At 60.9% G+C, this 24,934-nt stretch carries 17 protein-coding genes; 10 read left to right on the plus strand and 7 right to left on the minus strand.

Annotated features, from left to right (window positions below; all coding sequences use genetic code 11):
* The first annotated feature begins 241 nt into the window (after nucleotides 1-241).
* Genes BWR19_13685 through BWR19_13695 form a run of 3 tightly spaced genes read left to right on the plus strand, consistent with a single transcriptional unit; the run spans nucleotide 242 to nucleotide 4,891 of the window.
* The gene (locus BWR19_13685) at nucleotides 242-1,105 is read left to right on the plus strand and encodes a cyanophycinase (GenBank protein APX93903.1); all 864 of its coding nucleotides are present in this window, start codon (nucleotides 242-244) and stop codon (nucleotides 1,103-1,105) included.
* Nucleotides 1,092-3,725, plus strand: a complete 2,634-nt coding sequence (locus BWR19_13690) for a cyanophycin synthetase (protein APX93904.1) — start codon at nucleotides 1,092-1,094, stop codon at nucleotides 3,723-3,725. The genes BWR19_13685 and BWR19_13690 overlap by 14 nt, the downstream gene beginning before the upstream one ends.
* Nucleotides 3,722-4,891: a beta-aspartyl-peptidase gene (locus BWR19_13695; GenBank protein ID APX93905.1), complete on the plus strand. Its 1,170-nt coding sequence runs from the start codon at nucleotides 3,722-3,724 to the stop codon at nucleotides 4,889-4,891. The genes BWR19_13690 and BWR19_13695 overlap by 4 nt, the downstream gene beginning before the upstream one ends.
* A gap of 198 nt (nucleotides 4,892-5,089) precedes the next feature.
* On the opposite strand, the gene BWR19_13700 is transcribed toward BWR19_13695, so the two are convergent.
* The 4 genes from BWR19_13700 to BWR19_13715 form a co-directional block, all read right to left on the minus strand.
* A complete protein-coding gene (locus BWR19_13700) occupies nucleotides 5,090-6,397 on the minus strand; it encodes a carboxylate--amine ligase (GenBank protein ID APX93906.1) in 1,308 nt (435 codons plus the stop codon).
* 323 nt (nucleotides 6,398-6,720) lie between these two features.
* A complete protein-coding gene (locus tag BWR19_13705) occupies nucleotides 6,721-7,404 on the minus strand; it encodes a hypothetical protein (GenBank protein ID APX93907.1) in 684 nt (227 codons plus the stop codon).
* Entirely contained in the window at nucleotides 7,401-7,829 is a 429-nt protein-coding gene (locus tag BWR19_13710; GenBank protein APX93908.1) for a hypothetical protein, read from the minus strand. The genes BWR19_13705 and BWR19_13710 overlap by 4 nt, the downstream gene beginning before the upstream one ends.
* Nucleotides 7,826-8,458: a hypothetical protein gene (locus tag BWR19_13715; GenBank protein APX93909.1), complete on the minus strand. Its 633-nt coding sequence runs from the start codon at nucleotides 8,456-8,458 to the stop codon at nucleotides 7,826-7,828. The genes BWR19_13710 and BWR19_13715 overlap by 4 nt, the downstream gene beginning before the upstream one ends.
* A 637-nt stretch (nucleotides 8,459-9,095) precedes the next feature.
* Here BWR19_13715 and BWR19_13720 point away from each other — a divergent pair.
* Both BWR19_13720 and BWR19_13725 read left to right on the plus strand, forming a co-directional pair.
* Nucleotides 9,096-11,243 carry a catalase HPII gene (locus BWR19_13720; protein ID APX95033.1) on the plus strand — a complete coding sequence of 716 codons (2,148 nt, stop codon included), beginning with the start codon at nucleotides 9,096-9,098 and terminating at the stop codon, nucleotides 11,241-11,243.
* A 30-nt stretch (nucleotides 11,244-11,273) separates the two neighbouring features.
* Complete coding sequence (locus BWR19_13725; protein APX93910.1) at nucleotides 11,274-11,789, plus strand: hypothetical protein; 516 nt, start codon at nucleotides 11,274-11,276, stop codon at nucleotides 11,787-11,789.
* A 23-nt stretch (nucleotides 11,790-11,812) separates the two neighbouring features.
* On the opposite strand, the gene BWR19_13730 is transcribed toward BWR19_13725, so the two are convergent.
* On the minus strand, nucleotides 11,813-12,124 hold the full coding sequence (locus tag BWR19_13730) for a hypothetical protein (GenBank protein APX93911.1): 312 nt from the start codon (nucleotides 12,122-12,124) through the stop codon (nucleotides 11,813-11,815).
* A 535-nt stretch (nucleotides 12,125-12,659) separates the two neighbouring features.
* Here BWR19_13730 and BWR19_13735 point away from each other — a divergent pair.
* Nucleotides 12,660-13,139, plus strand: a complete 480-nt coding sequence (locus BWR19_13735; GenBank protein ID APX93912.1) for a hypothetical protein — start codon at nucleotides 12,660-12,662, stop codon at nucleotides 13,137-13,139.
* A 60-nt stretch (nucleotides 13,140-13,199) separates the two neighbouring features.
* Nucleotides 13,200-14,363, plus strand: coding sequence for a hypothetical protein (locus BWR19_13740; GenBank protein ID APX93913.1), 1,164 nt, complete (start codon nucleotides 13,200-13,202; stop codon nucleotides 14,361-14,363).
* 7 nt (nucleotides 14,364-14,370) lie between these two features.
* On the opposite strand, the gene BWR19_13745 is transcribed toward BWR19_13740, so the two are convergent.
* On the minus strand, nucleotides 14,371-14,922 hold the full coding sequence (locus BWR19_13745; GenBank protein ID APX93914.1) for a hypothetical protein: 552 nt from the start codon (nucleotides 14,920-14,922) through the stop codon (nucleotides 14,371-14,373).
* A gap of 433 nt (nucleotides 14,923-15,355) precedes the next feature.
* Here BWR19_13745 and BWR19_13750 point away from each other — a divergent pair, with 433 nt between their 5' ends.
* Genes BWR19_13750 through BWR19_13760 form a run of 3 tightly spaced genes read left to right on the plus strand, consistent with a single transcriptional unit; the run spans nucleotide 15,356 to nucleotide 21,078 of the window.
* Nucleotides 15,356-17,488 carry a diguanylate cyclase gene (locus tag BWR19_13750; GenBank protein ID APX93915.1) on the plus strand — a complete coding sequence of 711 codons (2,133 nt, stop codon included), beginning with the start codon at nucleotides 15,356-15,358 and terminating at the stop codon, nucleotides 17,486-17,488.
* The gene (locus BWR19_13755; GenBank protein ID APX93916.1) at nucleotides 17,481-18,539 is read left to right on the plus strand and encodes a GGDEF domain-containing protein; all 1,059 of its coding nucleotides are present in this window, start codon (nucleotides 17,481-17,483) and stop codon (nucleotides 18,537-18,539) included. The genes BWR19_13750 and BWR19_13755 overlap by 8 nt, the downstream gene beginning before the upstream one ends.
* A 40-nt stretch (nucleotides 18,540-18,579) precedes the next feature.
* The gene (locus tag BWR19_13760) at nucleotides 18,580-21,078 is read left to right on the plus strand and encodes a PAS domain S-box protein (protein APX93917.1); all 2,499 of its coding nucleotides are present in this window, start codon (nucleotides 18,580-18,582) and stop codon (nucleotides 21,076-21,078) included.
* Nucleotides 21,079-21,257: 179 nt separating this feature from the next.
* On the opposite strand, the gene BWR19_13765 is transcribed toward BWR19_13760, so the two are convergent.
* Nucleotides 21,258-24,923, minus strand: coding sequence for a bifunctional proline dehydrogenase/L-glutamate gamma-semialdehyde dehydrogenase (locus BWR19_13765; GenBank protein ID APX93918.1), 3,666 nt, complete (start codon nucleotides 24,921-24,923; stop codon nucleotides 21,258-21,260).
* Nucleotides 24,924-24,934 lie beyond the last annotated feature (11 nt).

Below are 24,934 nucleotides of genomic sequence, written 5' to 3' on the forward strand. Positions count from 1 at the left end.
AAGGCCCATGATCGAAGCATAGCGGCTTATCATTACTGCGCAGGGTAAAAACACCAGAGATCAGAAATCTAATATAGCAGATGAGGGATTCAGTCATACCAATGGCACATTATTAAACTGGCCAGGGTGGTGTTCAGCTGTTATAAGTAAAGAGATGAGTTAATACATTAAATAATACGACATTACCGATATCGGTAATTCTCAGTGTTCCTCAAAAGCGTCGCTGGGCGGCGAATGGGATATGGCGTCACACCCCCCCAACGTCTCCGGCCACATCGTGGCCATTGGCGGTGCTGAGGACAAGACCTCAGAACTCGCCATCCTGCGGCGGGTTTTCGAGCTTGCGCCTGAAGAGAGCGATGAAGTCGCTATCATTGCCACGGCCAGCAGCATTCCTGAAGAACTCTTGCCCAGCTACGAAGCTGCCTTCTCTCGCCTGGGCGCAAGCCGGGTCCATGCGCTGGACATTCAAGATCGCCAGCAGGCCGCGGATGCCGATAATGTCCAGCTCATTCAACGTAGTGGCGTGATTTTCTTCACCGGCGGCGATCAGCTGCGCCTGACCACCGTATTTGGCGGCTCTCCCGCACTTCGCGCTATTCGCGAACGCTTGCGGGCTGGCGCAGTGGTCGCGGGGACCAGTGCCGGTGCCGCGGCCATGCCGAGCACCATGATCTACAACGGTGCGGCGTCAGACGCCCTGCGCAAGGGTGGCGTCAACATGACCTTCGGCCTGGACTTCGTGCGCGGGATGATCATCGACAGCCACTTTCTCGAGCGAGGCCGGTTCACGCGCCTGATGCAGGTGGGGGCCAGCAACCCGGAACAGCTGGGTGTCGGCATTGGTGAGGATGCCGCCGTCATCATCCATCCCAACCGCATCCTGGAAACGATCGGGCCCGGCCACGTCATCATCATCGATAGCCGGGACCTGGCGAGTTCCAATATAGCGGAGCTGGCCATGGACGAGCCGGTAGCCATCGAAAACATGATCTTGCACGCCATGGTCAGTGGCCATGGCTACGATGTCGATGCTCGGCGCTATCTCGTCGCCGACGAACTCGACGCCATCCTGGCAGGGAGCCATGGGAATGAACATACTTGATCATCGCGCTCTGCGTGGTCCGAATTACTACAGCCGCTATCCGGCAATCTTCATGCGGCTGGACATTGGCGAGCTCGAAGAGCGGCCCAGCGATACGGTCCCCGGCATCACTGCACGGGTCACAGAACTGCTGCCGACCCTATACGAACACCGCTGCTCGGTGGGGAGAGCCGGCGGCTTTCTGGAACGCCTCGAGCGGGGCACCTGGGCCGGGCACGTGGTCGAGCATGTGGCGATCGAGCTACAGAACCTGATCGGCTTTTCAGTGGGCTACGGCAAGACGGTGGACTCCTACGAAACCGGCGTCTACAACGTCGTCTATCGCTACCGGGACGAGGCCTGCGGTCTCGCGGCCGGCGTGGAGGCCGTCGACATCGTCGCCAGGCTCTTCAGTGGCGACGAGATCGATATCTCCTCCATCGTCAGCCGCCTGAAACAGGTGCGCGACGCGCATATGCTGGGGCCGTCCACGGCATCGATCGTGGACGCCGCGGTGCGCCGCGGCATTCCCTTTACGCGACTCGACCAGAACAGCAGCTATATCCAGCTGGGCCACGGCTGCCGCCAGCAGCGGATACAGGCGACGGTGACATGCCGCACCAGCCTGATCAGCCACGGCATCGCCGACGACAAGTACTGGACCAAACAGGTGCTCGGCGAGGCCGGGATTCCCGTACCGCACGGCCATACGTGCCACACCATCGATGAAGCCCTCGAGGCCGCTCTCGATATCGGCTATCCGGTTGTCGCCAAGCCGCTGGTGGGTAATCACGGCCGCGGCATCACCACCAACATCGCTGACGAAGCGGCGTTGCGAGAGGCGTTTCACATCGCCTCGCTGCAAAACGCATCGGTGGTGGTCGAGCGCTTCGTCAGTGGCGAGGACCATCGACTGCTGGTGATCAATGGCAAGCTGGTGGCCGCCGCCAGGCGACGCCCGGCACACGTGGTCGGCGACGGTAAGGCGACGCTGCAGGCGCTGATAGATAGGGAAAACCAGGACCCGCGTCGCGGCATCGGTCATGAGAACCTGCTGACGCGGATTCATCTGGACGAGCAGTCGCATCGGCTGATCGCCCAGCAGGGCCTGACCCTGGCGAGCATCATTGCCAAGGACGAGGTCATCTATCTGAAGTCCACGGCGAACCTGAGCACCGGGGGCACAGCGACGGATGTCACCGCGGATCTGCATCCAGACGTGACGTACACCGCCGAGCGTATCGCCCGCCTGATCGGCCTCGACATCATCGGCATCGACCTGCTCGCCGAGACGCTGACGGTGCCCCTGGAGGAGCAGTCTGCCGCGGTGGTCGAAGTCAACGCCGGCCCGGGGTTTCGCATGCATCTTTCCCCGACCCATGGCAGCGGCCAGGATATCGGTCATCACGTCGTCGAGATGCTGTTTCCGGACAGCGAGGACAGCGGACGGATACCCATCGTCGCGGTCACCGGCACCAATGGCAAAACCACCACGGTGCGCCTGATCTCGCACCTGCTCCGCCAGGCAGGACGTAGTGTCGGCACGGCCTGCACCGGGGCCATCGAGATCGACAACCATGCCGTCATGCGGGGAGACTACAGCGGGCCGCAGGCTGCCGCGACCGTCCTCCGCGAGCCCACCGTCGAGTATGCCGTGCTGGAAGTCGCGCGGGGCGGCATCATGCGTCGCGGACTGGGATTCGATGAGTGCCAGGTGGGCGTCCTACTCAACATCGCCAGCGACCACCTGGGGGAAAACGACATCCATACCCTGGACGAGCTGGCACGCTGCAAGAGCGTGGTGATTGATGCGGTCCGCCCACAAGGGACGGCCGTGCTCAATGCCGATGATCCGCGGGTACTGGCGAGCAGGGAATGGGCCCGAGGCAAGGTAATCTACTTTACCCTGGACCCGGACTCCGAGCCCGTAAGTCAGCATGTCCAGGCGCATGGGGTCGCCTTTACGGTCCACAACGAGTGCATCGTGATGCGCCAGGGCAATGTCGAAGCCAGCATCATTTCGGTGCTGGATACCCCTATTACCTTCGACGGCCATGCCCGCTTCAATATTGCCAATGCTCTGGCGGCCAGCGCCGCGGCCTATGCGCTGGGGCTCAATATTGCGGATATCCAGTTGGGCCTGCAGACCTTCCACCCGACGCCGGGGCAGAACCCGGGACGCACCAATTTCATCGACGCCGGCGACATAAAGGTGCTGATCGACTACGGCCACAACGTGCCGGCACTCGAAGCCCTGAGCGAGCTGGTGGGGCGCATCCCCGCGCAGCGGCGCATCTGCGTGGCCAGCGCGCCGGGTAACCGCCGCGACGAGGACCTGCATAGCATGGGGGCACAGTTGGCCAGCATGCATGACATCGTCTTGCTGTGTGAAACCGACCCGCGCGGCCGCCCCGGCGGCGAAGTCGCCAGCCTGCTGCGCGCGGGTGCGGAGTCGGCCCCCGGCAGCTGCCACGTCGAGGTGGTGCTGGAGGAGCGTCATGCCGTCGACAGGGCGTTTGATGAGGCGGGAGAGGGGGATCTGCTGGTGCTACTGATCGATGACATCAATACCGCCATCGAGCGCCTGCGGGCGCGGCGTTTTCTGCCCTCAAACGACATCTCAGCCAGCGAGTCACTATGACCATCGGCGCACGGCAGCCCCCGCTCATGACGCTATTGCGCGTCGGAGCCATTTTTGCCCCCGAACGCCTCGAGGCGACCGACATGCTCATGGCGGGAGGCATCATCGTCGCCTTGGGCAACGACCTCGACGTTCCCAAGGGCTGGCCCGTCAGGGTGGTGGAAGCCCGTGAGCTGACTGCCGTTCCCGCCTTTATCGATCAGCATGTGCACGTCACCGGAGGCGGGGGCGAAGGCGGTTGCGGTACCCGCTGTCCGGAGATCACGGCGCACGACATCGCCGCAGTGGGCATTGGCACGGTGGTAGGTGTGCTTGGCACCGATGCCATCAGCCGCTCCCCGGCAGACCTGCTGGCCAAGGTCCGCGGTCTGGGTGCCGAAGGCATATCGGCCTTCATGTATACCGGCGCCTATCGTGTCCCCCCGCCGACGCTGACCGGCGACATTCAGCGCGACCTGGCCTGGATTCCTGAGGTCATTGGACTGGGCGAAATCGCCATTTCCGACCACCGCTCGAGCCAGCCGCGCCAGGATGAAATAGAGCGCATCGTCAGTGATGCACGGGTTGGCGGCATGCTGGCTGGCAAGCGGGGCATCTGTCATTTCCATATTGGTGACGGCAAGCGCGGGCTCGAGCCCCTGCGCAGGCTACTCTGCGAGACCGAGATTCCCGCCGACCAGATCATTCCCACCCATGTGAACCGCCACCCTGCCCTGCTCGAGGAAGCCGCAGACTATGCGCTGGCGTTCGGCGCAAGCGTCGACGTCACCGCCTTTGAAGACGCTGGCGACGGCCTATCCGGATTTGCTGCGGTGTCTCGCCTGCTGGAACGGGGTGTACCGCCAGAGCAGATCACCATGAGCTCCGACTGCAATGGCAGCCTACCGGAATTCGATGCCAAGGGGGCTTACCTGGGAATGAAGGTCGCCAGGAACACGGCGCTGATTGCGGATTGGCAGCGCCTCGTTCGCGAGGAGGTACTGCCTCTCGCCACGGCCTTGTGCCTGATTTCTACCAACGTGGCACGGGTACTTGGGTTGGACGCCAGCAAGGGCCGCCTGGCGAGTGGCTTCGACGCCGATGTGACACTACTCGACAGCGAACTTCATCCGCAGCAGACCTACGTGGCTGGACGCTGTGTCTATGACGTGAACCGCAAGCAGTAGCCGAGCCCCGCTGTACCTGGCGCGCATCCACTGCCCCGCTAGCACACCTTTCAAACGCGCCCCGTGCGCTCGGTGGATCGGTGCAGCGCAAACGTCGGTTCTCGAACACACAGCGTCAGGGCAGCCCATGATTCTGGGGTCCCAATGACCAGAACCATGGACGTCATGCCCGCTACGCTGAACAACGGCGGCGGACGTCTATACGTAGAAGTCCAGCTCCTCCTGGGCTTTCAGCAGGTCCCGCATCTTGATGGGGTCGTCACCGAAGAAGAAGACCAGTCCCCAATGGGTGCCGAAGGCCGAGCGGTCGGGCACCGTCTCTTCTGTCGGGGCAACCAATTCGTGTGACTCGAAATAGGGGTGGTCAACGCACTCCGAGGGCATTTCCAACTTGCTGACGACGCGACGCCGCGGATAGACACCGAAGCAACCTGCGTAGCCCTTCGCATCGACCACTTCGCGGGGGAAGAATGCGGCCACTTCTTCTTTGGTACTCTTCGGATCGAACACCAGCATTGACGCCTGGTAGGCGTTGAATCCGTAGGCTTTCTCGATCAACTCGAAAGCCTTGAAGCCAGGTGGGCGATAAGCGACTTCCCCAAAGTACATCTCGCCGTCTGCAGTAACGAAGTATTCGGGGTGAATCAAGCCGAACTTAATGTCGAAGGTTTTGATCAGCAACTCGATCTGCTTGGTGATCGCGTTGCGCCAGCTTTCGAGCTCTTCGGTAGCGGGTACGAATACTGAATAGCCCAGAGTGACGTATTCTGAAATATTCAGAAACTGTATTTTACCATCATGTATCCAAGCCTCGACGGCAAACTCCCAGCCGCTCAGGTGGCTTTCCATCAGCAGAGGATATTCTTCGTCTGGTATATTTTCGATTTCTTCGATCTTGCGGATCATCCGGTGGCCGAGGCAGCCCGCCTTGTCGAATGCCTTGACGTGAATCGGGTCGTCCGGGTCACCGTCGAGCTTGAGCAGCGTCTGGTTGACACGTTTCATGAAACGAATAATGTCTTCTTTTTCATGCGCCTCTTCGAAAATCCCGACGCGAATACCGCCTAGCTGGGCACGCCGCTTCATCAAAGCCTTGTCGCGGAATAGAATCGACTGCCCGTACATGCGAGGGCTATCAAGCAGGACCGAGTTGATCGCACCCGACCACTCGACGGTTTCCTCGAAAAGCGGAATGGCTACATCGACGCCTTCTGCCTTGAGAATTTCAGCAATCTCCAGGGAGCGATCATTCAAACGAATAAAGTCCCACTTGATATAAGGTATCTTGTTTGCAGTACAGAAATCCTCAGCCCAGTCGGGGGCAACAACGACGTAGCGGCGATCAAATTTCTGTGCGGCCTTTATCGCATTAACGCTCCAGCCAAGCAGGGCGATATAGCCTTTGTTTGGATCCTTGGGAGTCTCGGTGCCTTTCACCGAATCCAATTCGGGATCACGCCAGGCCGCTACGGCTTCGGGCAATTGCTTTTCTGATGCTATCGACATTCGATGTTCTCCTCGCCGTCTAACCCACTCTGACTGCTACAACAGTAAAACTGTACTAGGTTAACTAGGCATTTAGTCGGTGTCGTTAACAGGAAATGGAGCAACCGAACGCAGGTCACTCCAACTAACCCACCACCTTCAATATAGACGGCCTGATTACGAATTGAAACGAAAGCCCCGCAATCGGGGCAATTTGATCCAGGCAAAAACGCTGTGCAGCAACACTGAGCCCAACGTCCTATTCAGCGGTGCCGCATGGAGAAAGCGCCCATTATCAAGCAGATAGGCCCCCAAAGAACACCGAACCATTGTTAGGATAAGGCTTATTCTGACCGCACCGATTCCCGAACCTCATGGTACTTGCTGGCGGCGTTGGACTTCGCGGCATCGACGCTGCGATCCCTCGCTTCGCCGAGCATGTTGTCCTCGGTCTCGGTCGGCGGCACCAGAGCGCCCAGGGCGGCGCCAATGGCGATGCCAAGGCTGCCCGCGATCAGCGGTTGGTCGCGATAGAACTGCACAAGACATTCCCGAGCATTCTGCATCGATTCGTTAACATTCGCAGTTGCATCATGTATACGATCGCTCGCTGCGGCTGCCTTGTCCTGTGATTTGGCGGCGGTATCACCAAGAGTGGCCTTGAAGCTATGCCCTTCCTTGTCTGTACTCGTCGCGCCTTTGTCATGTGAAGGCGGCATACCAGTATTGCCGGAGGACATTATCATCCACGAGATGCCAACACTGGTGAGGATCAACGGCATCGGATGATTTTTTACCTGGGCGCCCAGGTTGCGGCCAAACTCCCCGCCGTGTTCACGTGCCATGCCGAGCGCCTGGTCGATGAGTTCGCCGGGAGACAGCCGATCAGACAGCTCGCTCGCTGTTCTGCCGAGACGGGCGCGCGCCTGATCGACCTCACGCTCCAGCTGCTCCGGGCTTTTCGTTCCGTCATGTTGATCGTCACCATGGCGGAGATCATCGCTGTAGTTATCGGTAGCGTTGCTCATCGGATTGACCTCTTCAATGTTTCTTTATCTTTGTTCGTGGACGCCAGCGTGCGATCCGGCACCATCGCGTTGGCACTGATTTTTTTCTTGGCCGAGCTGACCATCAGGAAGCCGACCAGGAGCGCTGCCGCGCCGACGATCAACGCTGCGAGCCATGGATCCAGGACGTTGCTGAGCCCGTGTACCGCGCTGATAAGCAGGACGACGATCCCCGCCATAGCGATGGCTGCGCCCGTGGCAATCGCACCAACTGCTTTTTTCACTTCCGAGACGGATTCCCGAGCTTCAGATTTCGCCAGCGAGATCTCTTTGCCGACCAACGTGGATACGTCCGTCGATAGGTTGCGGATCAGATCGGCAATCGATTCAGTACCGTTGTTGCGGCTCGCCGGGGCACCGTGCGCCGTTTTGTGTTCCTGATTCATAGGACGTCCCTCTCATCACCACTGCGCGAGACAGTCGATGTACTGTCCATCGCCGGCTTGTCATGCATACGCCGTTGCCCCGGCGTACTGATCGAAGCGTCATCCTGAGAGATGCTGTCGCTACGGTATGCCTGGGTGCTGTATGCGTATTCATCTTGGGAAGTGTCGTCGTTGCCGCTGATGTCGTCATCATCGTGGTCGCGCTCGGCACTCGCCTTGAAGAACCGCGACAAGCCGAATCCGACTGCAATGCTTCCGAGCATATACAGCGCGGGATTATCTCGCGCCAGCCGCTTGGCGTCGTTAGCCAGTTCATCGACGCTACGGCTTTCGAGCTGTCCTGCTGCGTTGGCTAGGTTGCTGCTCAACTCACGCGCAAAGCGCGCCAAGCCATCACGGTCTTTGTCGTCGAGACTCGAAGCCGCTGCATCAATGGCATCCGACAAAGCATCTGCCTCATCTGCGAGCCGGTGCTGCCCCGCTTGGGCCTTCTCTCGTGCTTCGTCGCCTGCTTCGCGCTTCGCTTCTCGGGCGACTTCTTCGATCTTCTGAGTCGGTGATTCGTTATCGGCCTCATCGCCTATGCCGCCCGCGTTGTCGAGATCGTGGCCTCGATTCGATGATGTCATTACACACTCCTGAGCATTCAGTCGAATGCACGCTCTAGATGAATTTTAGACTCACTGGCAACAAAAGAGCCCATCAACTGAGCTTTCCAAAGTATCTAGACACGGTCTGTGCGCTAACAAACGCCGTGCGGACATTCCCAGCAGCTACGGTTCGACTGACAGCCGTCCAACGTTTCGGTGATACGAGCCGCAGATCAACGGCGCCGCCCTAAGCCAGGCGGAAAAAATCACGACGTGTCGCCCCACTAAGTGAAAAGCCGCTCTGAGAGCTTTGGAAGGTTAGGTATCGCGCAAGCGTTCGCTATCGCACGGACGCTTCTTTTAAGTGACGTGACAATCGATGTGCATCAGCGGCTCAAGCGGCTCCCCATTCCCCACTTCCCGGAGAATAACCGTGGCTATCGACAAAAGACCAGAGGGCTCCTCGCGAGGCAAAGGCAAGCGCGATGCGGACGGCTGCGCGCCCCAAGGCGGTGACGGCGTGCTGAGAACCAACGACATCGTTGCGGAACATGCCAGCGCCAGCGACGACTTCGTCGCCGCTCTGCCCCATAACCCCAACAAGGCGCTAGAGCACGGTCACGACAACGCCTTGTCACCACCGGCCGGAAAAACGGTAGAGCCAGGTTCCAGCACGCTGACCGCGAGTACTGCGACGGAAAAAAACGCGACGGAGAAAACCGGGGGCGCAGCGCAGCTCGGCAGCAACGCCACCATCGAATCGCTCGACCGGGTCCGGGTCGACCCAAGCGATCGAGCCTTGACGACCAATCAAGGCGTACCCATCGGCGATAACCAGAACAGCTTGAAAGCCGGGCTGCGTGGGCCATCGTTACTCGAAGATTTCATTCTGCGGGAAAAGATCACCCACTTTGACCACGAACGCATCCCCGAGCGAATCGTCCACGCCCGCGGCTCGGCCGCGCACGGCTACTTCGAGGCTTATGACGCCCTGACCCAGTACACCCGCGCAGCACCATTCGCCGAAAAAGGCAGGGTGACGCCGGTATTCGCGCGCTTCTCCACCGTGGCCGGCGAGCGCGGCTCGAAAGACACGGCGCGTGATGCACGCGGTTTCGCAGTGAAATTCTATACCGACGAAGGCAACTGGGACCTGGTCGGCAACAACATTCCGGTATTCTTCATCCAGGACTCGATGAAGTTTCCCGACCTGGTCCACGCCCTCAAGCCGGAACCCCATCACGGCATGCCGCAGGCGGCGTCGGCCCACGACACCTTCTGGGACTTCGTCTCGCTGATGCCCGAGTCCACTCACATGCTGATGTGGGTGATGTCGGATCGCGGGATACCGCGCAGCTATCGGATGATGCAGGGCTTTGGCGTGCATACCTTCCGTTTGGTCAATGAGCAGGGCGAATCCGTGTTCTGCAAGTTCCACTGGACGCCGCTGCAGGGCACCCATTCACTGGTCTGGGACGAGGCAGTGAAAATCTCCGGCGCCAACCCCGATTTTCATCGTGCCGACCTGTGGGAAGCCATCGAATCTGGCGAATTCCCGGAGTGGGAGCTGGGGCTGCAGATATTCACCGAGGAACAGGCCGACGGCTTCAGTTTCGATGTGCTGGACTCGACCAAGATCATACCGGAAGAGCTGGTGCCGGTAACGCCCGTCGGGCGCATGGTGCTCAACCGCAACCCTGACAACTTCTTTGCTGAAACCGAGCAGGTAGCGTTCTGCACCGCCCATATCGTGCCTGGCATCGACTTCTCCAACGACCCCCTGCTCGCCGGCCGTATCCACTCCTATGTGGATACTCAGATTACACGGCTGGGTGGGCCAAACTTCCACGAGCTGCCGATCAATGCGCCGCTGGCCTCGGTACAGAACAACCAGCGCGATGGCATGCACCGCCAGGCGCTGCATCGCGGCCGCGTTGCCTACGAGCCGAATTCATTGGCAGGTGGCTGCCCCTTTCAGGCCGGCACCGCTGGTTTCGTGTCGTTCCCCGCAGCCAGTGCCGAAGACAAGGTCCGCGGAAAGCCCGAGAAGTTCGCCGAGCACTATGCTCAGGCCACGCTGTTCTTCAACAGTCAGACGGAGGTCGAGAAAGCGCATATCGCCGCCGCCTTTCGCTTCGAGCTAAGCAAGGTAGGGATACCCGCTATCCGTGAGCGGATGCTCTCCTCGCTGGTCAACGTGTCACCGGAACTGGCTGCAGACGTCGCCAGTGGCTTAGGCCTGGCGGTGCCCGCGGCAATGCCCAAGGCCATCGCCGATCCCCAACCGGCGGAGGTGACGGAGTCCCCTGCGCTGTCGCTGACGGCAATGCCGGGTGAATGCGGTATTCGTACACGGCAGATTGCCGTATTGGTTGAAGATGGTGCCCTGCATGCCTCGCTGGCCGCCGTCTATGGTGCGTTAACCGATGCCGGGGCAGTGGTACATTTCGTGGGACCACGGGTTGGCATGTTCGCTAGCGATGCCGGTGAGAAAATAGAAGCCAACAAGTCACTGGAGAATTCTCCAGGATTCTTGTTCGATGCGCTGGTGCTACCCGATGGCGGCGATGCGGTAAAGGCGCTGGCAGGTAATGGAGATACCATAGCGTTCATCAAAGATCAGTTCAGACACTGCAAGACGATGCTTGCCCTGGGCGTCGGACGTGAGCTGCTGGAGATGGCCGGCATCGGATCAGCCATGCAACAAGGCCCGGGTATTCTGCTCGCGGAGAGCACCGACGCGGCCGACATCGCGGCAGAGTTCATCAAAGCCATCGCCGCCCATCGACATTTTTCGCGCGAAAGCGATCCGCCCGTAACATGAGGCGGCCAGCCTATCGTCAGGAACCATCGAATGCTGTTTGATGGATGGGAAAGCCTGCTCAGGACCCTGATCGTTGGGGTGCTGGCTTACGCGATGCTCGTCGTATTCCTTCGCGTTTCGGGCAAGCGGACACTCTCAAAGATGAACGCCTTCGATCTTGTCGTGACCGTCGCTCTCGGCTCAACCCTTGCGACCATCCTGTTGGCAAAGGATGTCGCCTTGGCAGAAGGGTTATTGGCTTTCGTGCTGCTCATCACTCTTCAGTTCGTCGTCACTTGGTCCAGCGTACGTTGTCGGTGGGTGCGGCGGCTGGTGACGGGAGATCCGATGATGCTGCTTTACTGTGGCGAGTTTCTGCCAGCTGCCCTTAGGCAAGCAAGGGTGACCGAAGACGAAATACGTGCAGCGATTCGCTCGGCGGGTATCCTCTCGCTGGGCAAGGTGCACGCGGTCATTCTGGAGACGGACGGGTCATTCAGCGTCCTCGCGCAGGACGAGATCGAGGGCGGCTCCAGCCTGGTTGGTGTCGACGAGCGCAGGCACTGATGAGTGTTCCACCAGCATTACGATCATCCAACGAGCCTGTATCTCCTGAATTCGAGCATGAAATGCTTACCATCCTTGCTGTGCTTCAGCGCCGTCCATGGAACTGAAAATAGATGATCACCCATGTCCATGAATCCGTCCGAGGCCAGCACGGCATAATGCACTTTCCCACCGGCCATATCGAGCATAAGATCCTGAATGCTTCCGAGTTTTTCATGCTGCGCGTTAAAGACACTATTACCAATAATGCCGGAAACACTCACTAGCTTACCATCAGACGGCATATCAGCGGCAGAGGCATACTCGCTTTTCAGCTTAGCCGTTGACTCGTTCACTTCTTTTGCTTCTTGGCATCATCATTGATCTGCCCTAATACGGTTCCATCCTTTGCGGATTTTTCTTTTTCCGTGGGCGACGGCTTGTCACTGTCGGCTGTCTTATCGGCAGCTTGCCTAAGCTTATCCTTGCCGCCATCTGCACTATATTTATCTTGGTCCTTATTCATGGCCGATCTCCCAAATATTGCTAACTTATACGCACCTACCCCTGACCGTTACTGGCAGAGAGGCTAACCAACTGTCAATATAGCTGGCTGTCGAGGAAGCGTCTGTGCGCTGCTTAACGTAGGCGACATCCTGTATGGGCGTTAGACAATAGCCTTGCGCCGGCACGCCTTGAATGCATGAAAATAAACTGCAAAGCGCATTAACATCATCACTAGTGTTCCTAAAAATAATAGATTTGTGTTCGCCAACGCACTGATGAATTACCAATTTTTGCCCAGTATCGAATAGCTCTCCCGGCACACGGGAACTGCACTATAGACCCGACAGGGTCCGGCAGACTGCCGTGAATTAGAGGAACTAGACGATGAAAAAGCTAACCATGTTATTCCTTTCCGCCGCTATTGTACCGGCCTTTGCACTGAGTACGGTTGCCATTGCGCAAGACAGCGATGAGACGAGGGAAAATGCCGAGCAGCGCGATGACCAACAGCGTGGCGACGAGCAGCGTGCTGATCAAAGGAACGACGATGGGCACCAGGCCGGGGAGCAGTTCATGACCCGCAAGCCTGCTGGCGCAATATATGCCGATGACATGATCGGTAAGGACGTAAAAAACCGCGGATCAGGCGATGAGATCGGTGAAGTTCAGGATCTGGTCATTGGGGAAGATGGTCGCATCGTTGGGGTCGTGGTCACCACGGGCACCATCCTGGGGCTCGGCGGGCAAGAGGTCAGCCTTAACTGGGATCAGTTGGACCACACTATAGAAAATGACGAATCAGTGTTTTACGTGGACATTGATGAAGATACGCTGAAGAACGCACCCGAGCATGAGCGCAACTAATCTGACGCTTGGGCCCAGGGGGCACATTGTGCCCCCTGGACCTCAACACCTCGGTGAGACATGAGCCTCGAGAAACGCACAGACATCCATTTTTCACTTGCCGAGAAACGCTTACTACGCGCCACCGTTGTCGCCCTAAGCAGCGTCATCCTGGTGGGTACCATCGCGTTCATCGTCTGGGTGCTCGGGCAAGTCACTGCCGCCCTGCATATCCTGGTCTTCCCCTTGGCCATTGCCGGCGTACTGGCTCTCGTCCTGTTCCCGGTCGTCGAGTTACTCGAGCGATTTTTGCACCTGCGCCGGCTTGGCGCCGTCATACTGCTGTTTGTGATCCTAGTCGGTCTATTCATCACGCTGATGGTGCTGGTCCTGCCCACGGCCATATATCAAGGTAGCCAGTTACTTCAATCTGTACCGCAGATAGTCGAGCGCGGACATGAAAGTCTATCAGCCCAGTTCCCGACAGCACTACCGATAGTCGAGGACGCCCTCGCCAAGATAGAGATTCAATCTATTCTCCCGGGTGCCGAGGAAACCGCTGACCGTGCCATGACCTATATCAGTTTCGTGGTCGGCCTGAGCTTCGTGCCTCTTTATCTCTTCTTTGCGCTGCTGTCCGGGCACTACATCAAGGTGCACGCCAAAAGCATGCTGTTTTTATTTACCCAGCATAGACAGAATGAGGTCATATACTTAGGTCAGATATTCGTCGATTACGTAACCGCCTTCTTCCGAGGCCAACTCACCGTTGCTCTGATCATGGGAGTGATGATGGCGGTGGGCTTCACAGTAATCGGGCTCGAGGCCGCGATTTATTTCGGTCTTGCCCTGGGACTGCTGAATATTGTGCCGTACCTGGGTTTTATTATCGGCGTTATCAGCGTGGTGCCCATCGCCTACTTACAACCCGATGGGAGCGGTCAGCTGGTCCTTCTGGTGCTGGCGGTCATCGCTGTCACGCAGGTAGTGGAGACGATGCTGCTCACTCCCAAGATCATGGCCGAGCGCTCGGGCCTGCACCCGGTCCTGGTCGTGACCTCGATTCTATTCTGGGGCACGGTGCTGGGGGGTGTCGTCGGAATGATTCTCGCCGTCCCCCTGACGGCGTTCCTGCTAACCCTCGGAGAGCACGTGAAAAGCAGACTGCGCAGCACGAATCCCCCTGCACAAGGCGACCGTCGGGTACTTGCAGAACCCGTGGACGATGAGGATCAACACCGATGATAGACCCTCATAATCTTGTTTCCTCCGACGCTGCACGTGGCAGTCTCATCTCGAAGGCATTAAGCGTCATGGCCACCAGCGCATAGTAGCCGATGATGCCCACCACCTCGACCAACGTGCGAGTGCCCAGGGCCTGCCGGGCCGCCTCGAACGTCACATCATCGATACGGTTGTCGGAGAGCAGCTGACGCGTCAACGTCTGCAGCATGGCGAGCCGCGGTGGCGTCAGGTCGGCACAGCCCCCCTGTCGAAGCGTCGCCAGCGCCTCTTTCGAGAGCCCCGCCTCAATCGCGATAGGCTCATGGATCTGCTGCTCGCCGACACACTGGAAATGCGCGGCGACCATCAGAATCAGCAGCTCGCTCTCGACGGTGGTCAACTGAGTGGCATAGCGACAGAAGGCGCCCAGCTGCTGGGCGGGCCCCGCCAGACCGGGGCTGTGCAACCAGGCAAGGAAAGGACCGTCGACATTGCCCCGCGTCTCGAGAATCGACTGGTAGATGGCCCGCTGCTCCGCACTTATGGAATCGATAGCGGGCAATGTGATTCTTGACTGCATGTTAATGCTCCAGCGTTGTTAAAGGGCTCGTAAAATGGCAGGGTTGCGGATCGCGCAATAGGCTGACGTGCAAACGACCTGGATCTTGAGCCTTGGACTCTAAGTTTGATGCCCAGTGTGGGAGTGCCTCATCGAAACACAGACAGTACGTATATACTTGAATGGATGAAAGCGTCCTGGATTACCCTCATGATTTTTATCACATATCTCGATTAACAACATGATGTTTTATAAAGTGATCGCGACATAGACTCCCAGCAACCCATAACACGTCGCTAACATTTGCTAATGTCGATTAGCATTTATCTATATTTTGGTGCAATAGCGGGAGTTGCCAGTTGTAGCAGGGCATTATCAAGCCCATACTAGACGAATTTACCGGCGACTCTACACAACCTGCAGGGAAACTGGTCTCACCGAAAAGGGAAGACCGATGAACGACGAGTTTCCTCCGTTAGAGGCCAAGCGGGTCATCCACGAGTGGAACACGGCCCATGCACCGCCGCCCCAGACGCCGGACGCCATCGCTGAGTGGCATCGTTCGCTGGTCGTCAATCACCCCGATGGCATTTGTGAATTTGACCTCCAGGGCCGCCTGCAGCGCTGCAATCCGGCATGGCAGCGGCTCACCGGCCATCCTGAGGCGACGCTGGTCGGCCAGCACTTCAATGCCTTCATCGACCCGGTCTGCCGCGCACTGACGCTGGAGACATTCGACGCCGCTTGTCGCGGACACCCGGCGACCTTCGAAGCGCAGATCACCCATGCGCGCGGGCATGCCTGCCAGATCGAGATCACCCATATCCCGGTGACGCTGGGTAGCGAGATCGTCGGCATCTACGCTCTGTGTCGAGATATCACCGAGCAGAAGCGACAAACCGACGATCTGCGCCTGCTCAAGCGCGGCGTAGATGCCAGCCCTAGCGGTATCATCATGGCTGATGCCCGTGATGCCAGCATGCCGGTGGTATTTGCCAACCCGGCCTTCACCACGATCACCGGCTACTCCCAAGATGAAATCATAGGCAGCAACTGCCGTTTCCTGCAGGCCGCGGAGACCGATCCGGCGGCCGTCGAAGCGATCCGCGTCGCCATACGCGAGCAGCGTGAGATCTGCGTCACCCTGCTCAACCATCGCAAGGATGGCACACCGTTCTGGAACCAGTTGGAGATCAGCCCGGTGTTCGACGACGGCGGCGTCTGCACCAACTTCATCGGCATTCAGCAGGACATCACCAAGAACAAGGACCAGGAGGCGCGTATCGCTTACCAGGCCAGTCACGACCTGCTGACGGGCCTGCCCAACCGCAGCGCGTTTACGGATCTGCTCGAGAGCGCGTTTCAGCGCAGCCAGCGGCCAACCCTACCCCTGGCATTGATGTATCTCGATCTGGATGGCTTCAAGGCCATCAACGACGGTCTCGGGCACCCTATCGGGAATCAGGTGTTGGCGATCGTCGCCAGCCGGCTGGAGACCCTGGTGGGCACCGGCAACGCGGTCGCGCGGCTGGAGGGTGACGAGTTTGCTGTCCTGCTGGAGAACCACCCCGGCCTTACTCAGGTGGCACGGGTGGCCGAGCGTATCCTCAAGGGGCTCGCTCATCCGGTGGAGATAGATGAGCATTTGATTCAGCTCAGCGCCAGCATCGGCATAGCCTGCGACTGTGCGGCGCTGACGCACTCCCACGAGCTTATCCAGCGCGCCGACCTGGCGCTGGATCTCGCCAAGCATCAGGGGCGCAACACCTGGCAGTGGTATCGAGGTCAACGCACAGAACATTCGCGGGCCAGCGTGATGATGCGGCACGACCTGCATGCGGCGCTGCACGAGGGTCAGTTCGAGGTCCACTACCAGCCGCTCGTCGATGCCCTGAGCGGCCGTATATGCAGCCTGGAGGCCTTGGTGAGATGGCAGCATCCGACCCGAGGTTTGATCTCCCCGGGGGACTTCATTCCCTTGGCGGAAAGCACCGGTCAGATCATCCCGCTGGGGCGCTGGGTGCTCCATCAGGTCTGCCGCGAGATCGCCGAGATGCACGCCAGTACGGGCAGTAGACTGCCGGTGGCGGTCAACATCTCGTCACTGCAGTTCTGGCGAGATGGCTTTCTCGACGACATCAAGGATGCCCTGGCGCGCTCCGGACTGCCTCCGGAATGCCTCGAACTGGAGGTGACCGAGAGCGTGCTGCTGGACGGCGCCGAGCCGGTAATCGCGCTGATGGAGACCCTCAAGTCGATGGGCGTAAGGGTAGCGTTGGACGACTTCGGCACCGGATTCTCGAGCCTCAGCTACCTGCGTGACCTGCCGACCCACAAACTCAAGATCGACCGCAGCTTCGTGCAGAAAGCTCAGCAAGACAAGAGTACCGCCGCCATCGTGCAGGGCATGATCACCATGGCCCACCACATGGACATGGCCGTAGTCGCGGAAGGTATCGAGACCCAAGCACAGCAGCAGGACATGATCCGACGCCACTGCGACCTGCTGCAAGGCTTCCTGTTCTCTCGGCCGCTACCCCTGGCCGAACTGATCGCGCTACCCGAGCGTCTTCCCGCCGATGAGTAACCACCACGCCGCCAATTACGAAAGGCTACGCCTCGAGGCGCTGGCCGCCTACCAGATCCTCGATACCCCCGAGGAAGCGGCGTTTGACGAGATCGTCGAGGTGGCCTCGCTGATTTGCGAGGCGCCGGTTGCTGTCATCACGTTCATTGATCAAGACCGACAGTGGTTCAAGTCCCAAAAGGGGCTCGGGGTACGCGAGACCCCTCTGGATATCTCGATCTGTGCGCATGCCATTCTGCAACCGGGCCTGTTCGTCGTGCCCGACACGACACTGGACCCGCGTCTCGCCAACAACCCCTTGGTGACCGGCAAGCCCTATCTACGCTTCTATGCCGGTGCAAAGTTGCAGAGCCATGACGGCTACCCACTGGGTACGCTGTGCGTCCTCGACTACCGGCCCCGCGAGCTGACCGATCGCCAACGATTCGCGCTTCAGGCCCTGGCCAATCAGGTCATGGCACACATGGAGCTGATGCGGGCGCACCGTGAACAAGCCGAGCTGATACGCGAGCTCGAGACGGCGCGGGGCGAGTTGATCAAGCGCGCCACCACCGACCCGCTCACCGAGCTGCTCAATCGTCGCGCCTTCGAGCAGCGTCTCGATCAGGAGACTGCGCTGATCCAGCGCGGTTCGCCGACTGGCGCACTGATGCTGATCGACCTGGATCACTTCAAGACGGTCAACGATACCCTGGGCCACCAGGCCGGTGACAAGGTCATCGTGCGCTTCACCCAGCTCTGCCAGGAAGCCTTTCGTCAGATCGATGTGCTTGCCCGCTGGGGCGGTGAGGAGTTTGTGGTCATGCTGCCGAGGACCAGCGTGGCGGAAGCACGGCGCGCCGCCGAGCGGCTGCAAAAGCTCATGGCCACTACCCCCATGCTGGATGACGCCGCTTCCCAGCTATACATCACCGCCAGCATCGGCGTCAGCTCACTGGACGGCGTGAGCAGTCTGGATGAGTGCGTGCGCAGGACCGATGAGCTTCTCTACCTGGCCAAGGCCCAGGGCCGCAATCGCACCGTCTGTGAGACGACAGGACGACCTGCTTGATTTTCCTCACTAATCCCAGCGCGCTGCCGATAACCACTGTATGACGATACTGACGCATCTCGTGATTGACCCGCATGCCCTTGGGGCCGTTCAGGGCGAGCACCACCTTCCCCTCGTGTTGGTCTCGTGGGCGGTCGCATTGGCAGCCGCTTATACCGGGCTGGACATCATCAATCTCGTCGGCACCGCCCGTCGAGCGGCTTGGCGTTGGCTGTGGCTGGCCTGCGGGGCCAGCGTAATGGGCCTTGGTGTATGGAGCATGCACTTCACCGGCATGCACGCCTACCGGCTCGACTTTAGCGTGACCCACGCCCCGGCGTTGACCGGACTGTCGATCATTCCCGCCATCCTGGGAAGCTTTGCCGTGTTGCTGGTGCTGTCCCGTCAGCAGCTCCCACCCCACCGCACCTCGCTGCTGGCTGGGGCCGGGCTAGGCCTGGGCATCGGCCTCATGCACTACACCGGCATGGCCTCGATGCGCATGCCCGCTATGCTCCACCACTCCCTTGGCCTGTTTCTGGTATCGCTGGGCGTGGCCATCGGCCTCGGCATCCTGAGCGTCTATGCCTACCGCCTGTGCCGACACCAGTGGGGCCAGAAGTGCTCGCGCATCGGCGCCTTTATCTCGGCGCTGTGCGTGTCGCTTGCCATCAGCGGCATGCACTACGTGGCCATGCAAGCCGCCTGGTTCGTGCCCCAGCCTGACGCCACGGCGGCGGCGCCGATGACCCATGAGTCGAACTGGCTAATCTACCTGATCAGTGGCAGCGCCTTGCTGATAGCGCTACTCACCGTGGTCGCCACTCGAGTTCAGCGTCGCCTGCGCGCTAGCGAACAGCACCAGCATATGACACGAACCCAACTGCTAGAGGTGATCTCGGCGCTGCACGATGGGGTGGTGCTATTCGACGATCGGACCCGCATTCGGCTCTGCAACCAGGCATTCGAAAAATTACTGGGATTGGAGGGTCAGGACACGAGCGGGCGCTCTCTGTGGGAGATGGGGTACGTCGATGACAGCCGGACGTTGAATCTGCGCATCCAGCAATCCCTCGCGGATAGCGGCGAGTGGAGCGGCCTGATCGAGGCACGGCACCGCAATGGCTCTTCCTTCCCCGCCTGGTTGAGCGTCAGCCGCGTGCGCTACGCCGACAGTGACGAACGCGATTACGTCGCCTTGATCAGCGACCGCTCGGCCGAGCAACAGGCGCAGCAGCGGATCCTCTATCTCGCCTACCACGACTTTCTGACCGAGCTGCCCAATCGCCGTGCCTTGCAAGAGCGCCTGGATGGCTATGCAAAGCACCACGAATCCGCCGACTCACCAGCGCTGCTGGTGCTGTTAGACATCGACCGCTTCAAGTTTCTCAATGACAGCCTGGGGCAGGACGTCGGAGACGAGATGCTACGCCAACTGGCCGCTCGCCTGCGTAGCTGGGCCGGCAACGACCTGTTCGTGGCGCGGCTGGATGGGAATGAATTCGCTCTACTGACTCCACTCTCGGCGCGGGAGCGGTCCAGCGCCGAACGCGAAGCACACCGGCTTACCGAGCGCGTCGTGGCCTCGCTAACAGCGGACTACCAGCTGCAAGGCCACACCTATCCGTGTCGAATCAACGTCGGCATGCTGATCTTCTCGCCCCACCAAGAGGGAAGTACCGCACACCTCTTCAAGCGCGTCGGCCTGGCCATGCTCGAAGCCAAGCGCGAGCGCGACGGCTGCCCCCGGCTGTTCTACCCCGCGCTGGAGAGGGAGCTGGAGGAGCGTCTTGCTCTGGAGCGCGAGCTGCGTCTCGCGATCGATGGCAGTGAGTTCCTCCTGCACCTCCAGCCTCAAGTGGATGCCGCGCAAGGCGTGATAGGCGCTGAAGCGCTGATCCGCTGGCAGCACCCGAGCCGCGGGCAAATATCCCCCGGGCGTTTCATTCCGCTGGCGGAGGAGAGTGGCCTGATCCTGCCGCTTGGCGACTGGGTGCTGCAGGAAGGGTGCCGGTTACTGGGCGAGTGGCGCCAGCAGCCAGAGCTGCGCGCACTGAAGCTGTCCCTCAACGTTAGCGTGCGCCAATTCCAGCAACCCGACTTCGTCGACCAAGTGCTCTCGGCTATCGCCCGCCATGACGCTGACCCAGGGTGCTTGACCCTGGAACTCACCGAGTCCCTGCTGCTTAGTGACCCGCAGGGGGCCATCGAGAAGATGGCCCTGCTGCGGCGCACCGGCATCCACTTCGCGCTGGACGACTTCGGCACCGGCTACTCTTCCATGGCCTACCTCAAGTCGTTGCCCCTGGATACGCTCAAGATCGACGTCGCCTTCGTCCGCGACCTGAGCCATGACGCCCAGTCGACGCCCATCGCCGCCAGCATCATCGCCCTGGCAAAAAGCCTGGAGATGTCGGTGATCGCCGAAGGGGTCGAAACAGACATGCAGCGCTCGGTGCTCGCCGACCTGGGATGCAGCCTCTACCAAGGCTATCTGTTTGGCCGACCGATGCCGGCGAGTGAATTTCTGGTCCTGTTTCGCAGTAGCGTAGAAGCCTGAAGCCAAACCACTGCCTCGTAAAACATACAAGCACATGCCGAGACGTTGCGCCCCGGCACTATTAGTTGCTCGCAACAACCATATTTTGACTTCACATTATCCGGCTTGTTGCCGGTGCACTCCAAGCATTCTGCAGCTGGGGCGGCCATCCAGACGACCGCCCCGGTGGGTCTTTGCGACTATTCGGCCGTCGCCAGCAGACTGGCGTTGCCCCCCGCGGCAGTGGTGTCGATGCACAGATGGCGTTCCACCACGTAGCGTTCCGGCGCAACCACCTGGGTCTCGAGCGGGATGATCGCACCATCGCGCTTGGCCAGCGCCAGCCGCAGCTCGCGGGTCCAGTCGCTGGCGCCGGCGGCGGCCACGGCGGCGATGCCGTCGAGGTCGCTCAGCGTCTCGGCCGAGACGCTGCCGTCGAGCCCGACCAGCGGCGCCCCGGCGTCGATCAGCGGCTTCACGGCCTGCTCGGCGCCGGTCGCCACCACCACCGCCGCACAGCCAGTGCCCAGTGCCTGGGCGGCCTGCGCCACGGCGATATCCAGGGTCGGCCCCAGGCACAGCACCGGGCCCTTGGGATACTGCGACAGTCGGTTGCTCTCCCCCGTCGGCCCGGGCAGGGTCTGCGGCGTCATGTCCAGCGCCGCCGTCTCGTTGATCGCCCTGCGTACCACCCCGCCCTTGCCGGACAGCGCGCGGCGCAGTACCTCGACGCGGTCGGGCCGCGCCGCCCAGTTGCGTGAGTCGAGCCCGTCGAGGGCCGACTGCAGCGCCTCGAGTGTTACGGCCTTGCCCTGCGGTGCGTCGTAGCGCTCCGCGGGTGCGGTACGCCGGAAGCGCGAGACGTAGAGCGGACCGCCGGCCTTGGGGCCGGTGCCCGAGAGGCCCTCGCCGCCGAAGGGCTGGGAGCCGACGATGGCGCCGATCTGGTTGCGGTTGACGTAGATGTTGCCGACGTGGATGCGCTCGACGATCTGCTGCACGCGGTCATCGATGCGGGTATGCAGGCCGAAGGTCAGCCCGTACCCGCGGTCGTTGATGGCATCGACCACCTTGTCGATGTCGCGCGCCTTGAAGGTGGCCACGTGCAGGACCGGACCAAATATCTCACGCTCGAGATCCTCGATCCCGCCGACCTCGACCACCGCCGGGGTAACGAAGGTGCCGGTGTCCGGCACCGGCAGCGTCTTCATCACCTTGCCGGCTTTTTCCTGCTCCGCCACGTAGGCGCTGATGTCAGCCTGTGCCTCGGCATCGATCACCGGCGAGACGTCGGTGTCGGTATTCCACGGGTCGCCGATGGTCAGCGCGTCCATGGCGCCGTCGAGCATCGTCAGCAGCCGCTCGCGGGCCTCCTCCTGAACATAGAGCATGCGTAGCGCTGAACAGCGCTGGCCGGCCGACTGGAAGGAGGAGATCAGGATGTCGCGCACCGCCTGCTCGGTCAGCGCCGTGGAGTCGACGATCATGGCGTTCAGCCCGCCGGTCTCGGCAATCAGTACCGCGTCCGGCCCGGCGTTCTGCGCCAGGGCCTTGTGGATGATCTGCGCCACCGGGGTCGAACCGGTGAAGCACACGCCGGCGATGCGCGGGTCGCTGGTCAGCGGCCCGCCCACCGTCGGCCCGTCGCCGGGCAGCAGCTGCAGCGCCGCTTCCGGCAGGCCGGCCTCACGCATCAGCTCCACGGCGCGGGCGGCAATCAGCGGCGTCTGCTCGGCGGGCTTGGCGAGCACGGCGTTGCCGGCGGCCAGCGCCGCGGCGATCTGGCCGGTGGTGATGGCCAGCGGGAAATTCCACGGGCTGATGCAGACGAAAATACCGCGGGCACTGCCCGGCTCCTCGGCCTCCAGGCGCTCGGCCTCGTTGGCATAGAAGCGCAGGAAGTCCACCGCTTCGCGCACCTCGGCGATGCCGTCGAACATCATCTTGCCGGCCTCGCGGGTGGTGATCACGGTCAGCTCGGCGATGTGCGCTTCATAGAGGTCAGCGGTGCGGCGCAGCACCTCGGCGCGCTCCGACGCCGGGCGCGCCGACCACTCGCGGAAGCCCTGCTCGGCGGCATCGAGGGCGGCGGCCACCTCCTCCGGTGTCGCTTCATGTACCTTACCAATCACCCGCGAGCCGTCGGCGGGCGACACGGCGTCGCGAGCCGGCCCTTGCGGTGCCGGACTGCCCACCAGCATGGGACCTGCCGTCCAGGTGGTATCGGCAAAGGCCTCGCGTGCCTTGAGCAGCGGCAGAATCGAGGCGGGTTCGTTGATGCGGTAGCCCTTGGAGTTCTTGCGATCGGGCGCGAACAGCTCGCCGGGCTGGCGAATCAGCGGGCTTGAGACGTCCTTGCCAAGCTGCTGGAACCCGGACACCGGATCCTTCGACACCTCGCTTGGCGGAATCGAGCTATCCACTACCTGGTTGACGAATGAGGAGTTCGCGCCGTTCTCCAGCAGGCGGCGTACCAGGTAGGCCAGCAGGTCGCGGTGCGCGCCAACCGGGGCGTAGATGCGACAGTGCGTGCCTTCCGCCTGCTTGACGATATGGTGCAGCGATTCGCCCATGCCGTGCAGGCGCTGAAACTCGTAGCTCTCCTTGTCGCCGCCGGCCATGGCCACCACGGCGGCACAGGTGTGGGCGTTGTGGGTGGCGAACTGCGGGTAGATGCGGTCGCGCCGGTCGAGCAGCATCTGCGCACAGGCCATGTAGCTGACATCGGTGTTGACCTTGCGGGTGTAGACCGGGAAGGTCTTGACGCCCATTTCCTGGGACAGCTTGATCTCGGTATCCCAGTAGGCCCCTTTCACCAGGCGCACCATGATCTTGCGGTCGAAGCGTTCGGCAAGCTCGTAGAGCGCCTCGATCGTCGGCCCGGCGCGGCGCCCGTAGGCCTGCACCACGACCCCGAATCCGTCCCAGCCATCGAGGCTGGGGTCCGACATCAGCGCCTCGATCACGTCGAGGGAGAGGTCGAGCCGGTCCTGCTCCTCGGCGTCGATATTGAAGCCGATATTGGCCTTGGCCGCCTGCTGCACCAGCTCCCTGGCGCGTGGCACCAGTTCCGACATCACCGTGTCACGGTGGGTATATTCATAGCGCGGATGCAGCGCAGAGAGCTTCACCGAGATGCCGGGGCTGCCGCGCACGTCGCCCTTGGCCTGCTTGGCAATCGCGGTGATCGCCTTGGCATAGGCCTGGTGATAGCGAACGGCATCCTCGTCGGTGCGTGCCGCTTCGCCGAGCATGTCATAGGAGTAGGTGTAGCCCTGCTTCTCGAGTTCGCGGGCATTCTTCATGCCCTCCTCGATGGTCTGGCCGAGCACGAACTGACGGCCGAGGATCTTCATCGACTGGCCAACGGCCTTGCGCACCACCGGTTCGCCCATGCGACGGACCAGGCCACGCAGCGCCCGCGTCGGGCCCTTGGGATCCTCTTCCAGCACCTTGCCGGTCAGCAGCAACGCCCAGGTCGAGGCGTTTACCATCGACGAAGAGGACTTGCCCAGGTGGGCACCCCAGTCGGACGGCTCGATCTTGTCGTGGATCAGGTCGTCGATGGTTTCCGCATCGGGCACGCGCAGCAGCGCTTCAGCCAGACACATCAGGCCGACACCCTCGGTGGTCGAGAGTCCGTACTCGGCCAGGAACGCCTCCATCATCGAGGGCGACCGTTCCTTGCGTACCCGTGCCACGTAGTTGGCACCCACGGCTGCCACCTCGTGGCGCTCCTCCTCCGACAGTTTGATACGCTCGACAAGCTCCTGCAGCACCGCTACTTCATCGGCGTCGTAGTTGGCGCGGATGCGTGCCCGGAGGTCTGCCGAATCGATGTGCAGATGTCGCTTGGCGTCGTTCATGCTGAATCTCT

Source organism: Halomonas sp. 1513 (assembly GCA_001971685.1).
Classification (GTDB): Bacteria; Pseudomonadota; Gammaproteobacteria; order Pseudomonadales; family Halomonadaceae; genus Franzmannia.

Coding starts and splice junctions, on each gene's coding strand:
- BWR19_13685 (APX93903.1), top strand. CDS start 242: ATGGCGTCACACCCCCCCAACGTCTCCGGCCACATCGTGGCCATTGGC.
- BWR19_13690 (APX93904.1), top strand. CDS start 1,092: ATGAACATACTTGATCATCGCGCTCTGCGTGGTCCGAATTACTACAGC.
- BWR19_13695 (APX93905.1), top strand. CDS start 3,722: ATGACCATCGGCGCACGGCAGCCCCCGCTCATGACGCTATTGCGCGTC.
- BWR19_13700 (APX93906.1), bottom strand. CDS start 6,397: ATGTCGATAGCATCAGAAAAGCAATTGCCCGAAGCCGTAGCGGCCTGG.
- BWR19_13705 (APX93907.1), bottom strand. CDS start 7,404: ATGAGCAACGCTACCGATAACTACAGCGATGATCTCCGCCATGGTGAC.
- BWR19_13710 (APX93908.1), bottom strand. CDS start 7,829: ATGAATCAGGAACACAAAACGGCGCACGGTGCCCCGGCGAGCCGCAAC.
- BWR19_13715 (APX93909.1), bottom strand. CDS start 8,458: ATGACATCATCGAATCGAGGCCACGATCTCGACAACGCGGGCGGCATA.
- BWR19_13725 (APX93910.1), top strand. CDS start 11,274: ATGCTGTTTGATGGATGGGAAAGCCTGCTCAGGACCCTGATCGTTGGG.
- BWR19_13735 (APX93912.1), top strand. CDS start 12,660: ATGAAAAAGCTAACCATGTTATTCCTTTCCGCCGCTATTGTACCGGCC.
- BWR19_13740 (APX93913.1), top strand. CDS start 13,200: ATGAGCCTCGAGAAACGCACAGACATCCATTTTTCACTTGCCGAGAAA.
- BWR19_13745 (APX93914.1), bottom strand. CDS start 14,922: ATGCAGTCAAGAATCACATTGCCCGCTATCGATTCCATAAGTGCGGAG.
- BWR19_13750 (APX93915.1), top strand. CDS start 15,356: ATGAACGACGAGTTTCCTCCGTTAGAGGCCAAGCGGGTCATCCACGAG.
- BWR19_13755 (APX93916.1), top strand. CDS start 17,481: ATGAGTAACCACCACGCCGCCAATTACGAAAGGCTACGCCTCGAGGCG.
- BWR19_13760 (APX93917.1), top strand. CDS start 18,580: ATGACGATACTGACGCATCTCGTGATTGACCCGCATGCCCTTGGGGCC.
- BWR19_13765 (APX93918.1), bottom strand. CDS start 24,923: ATGAACGACGCCAAGCGACATCTGCACATCGATTCGGCAGACCTCCGG.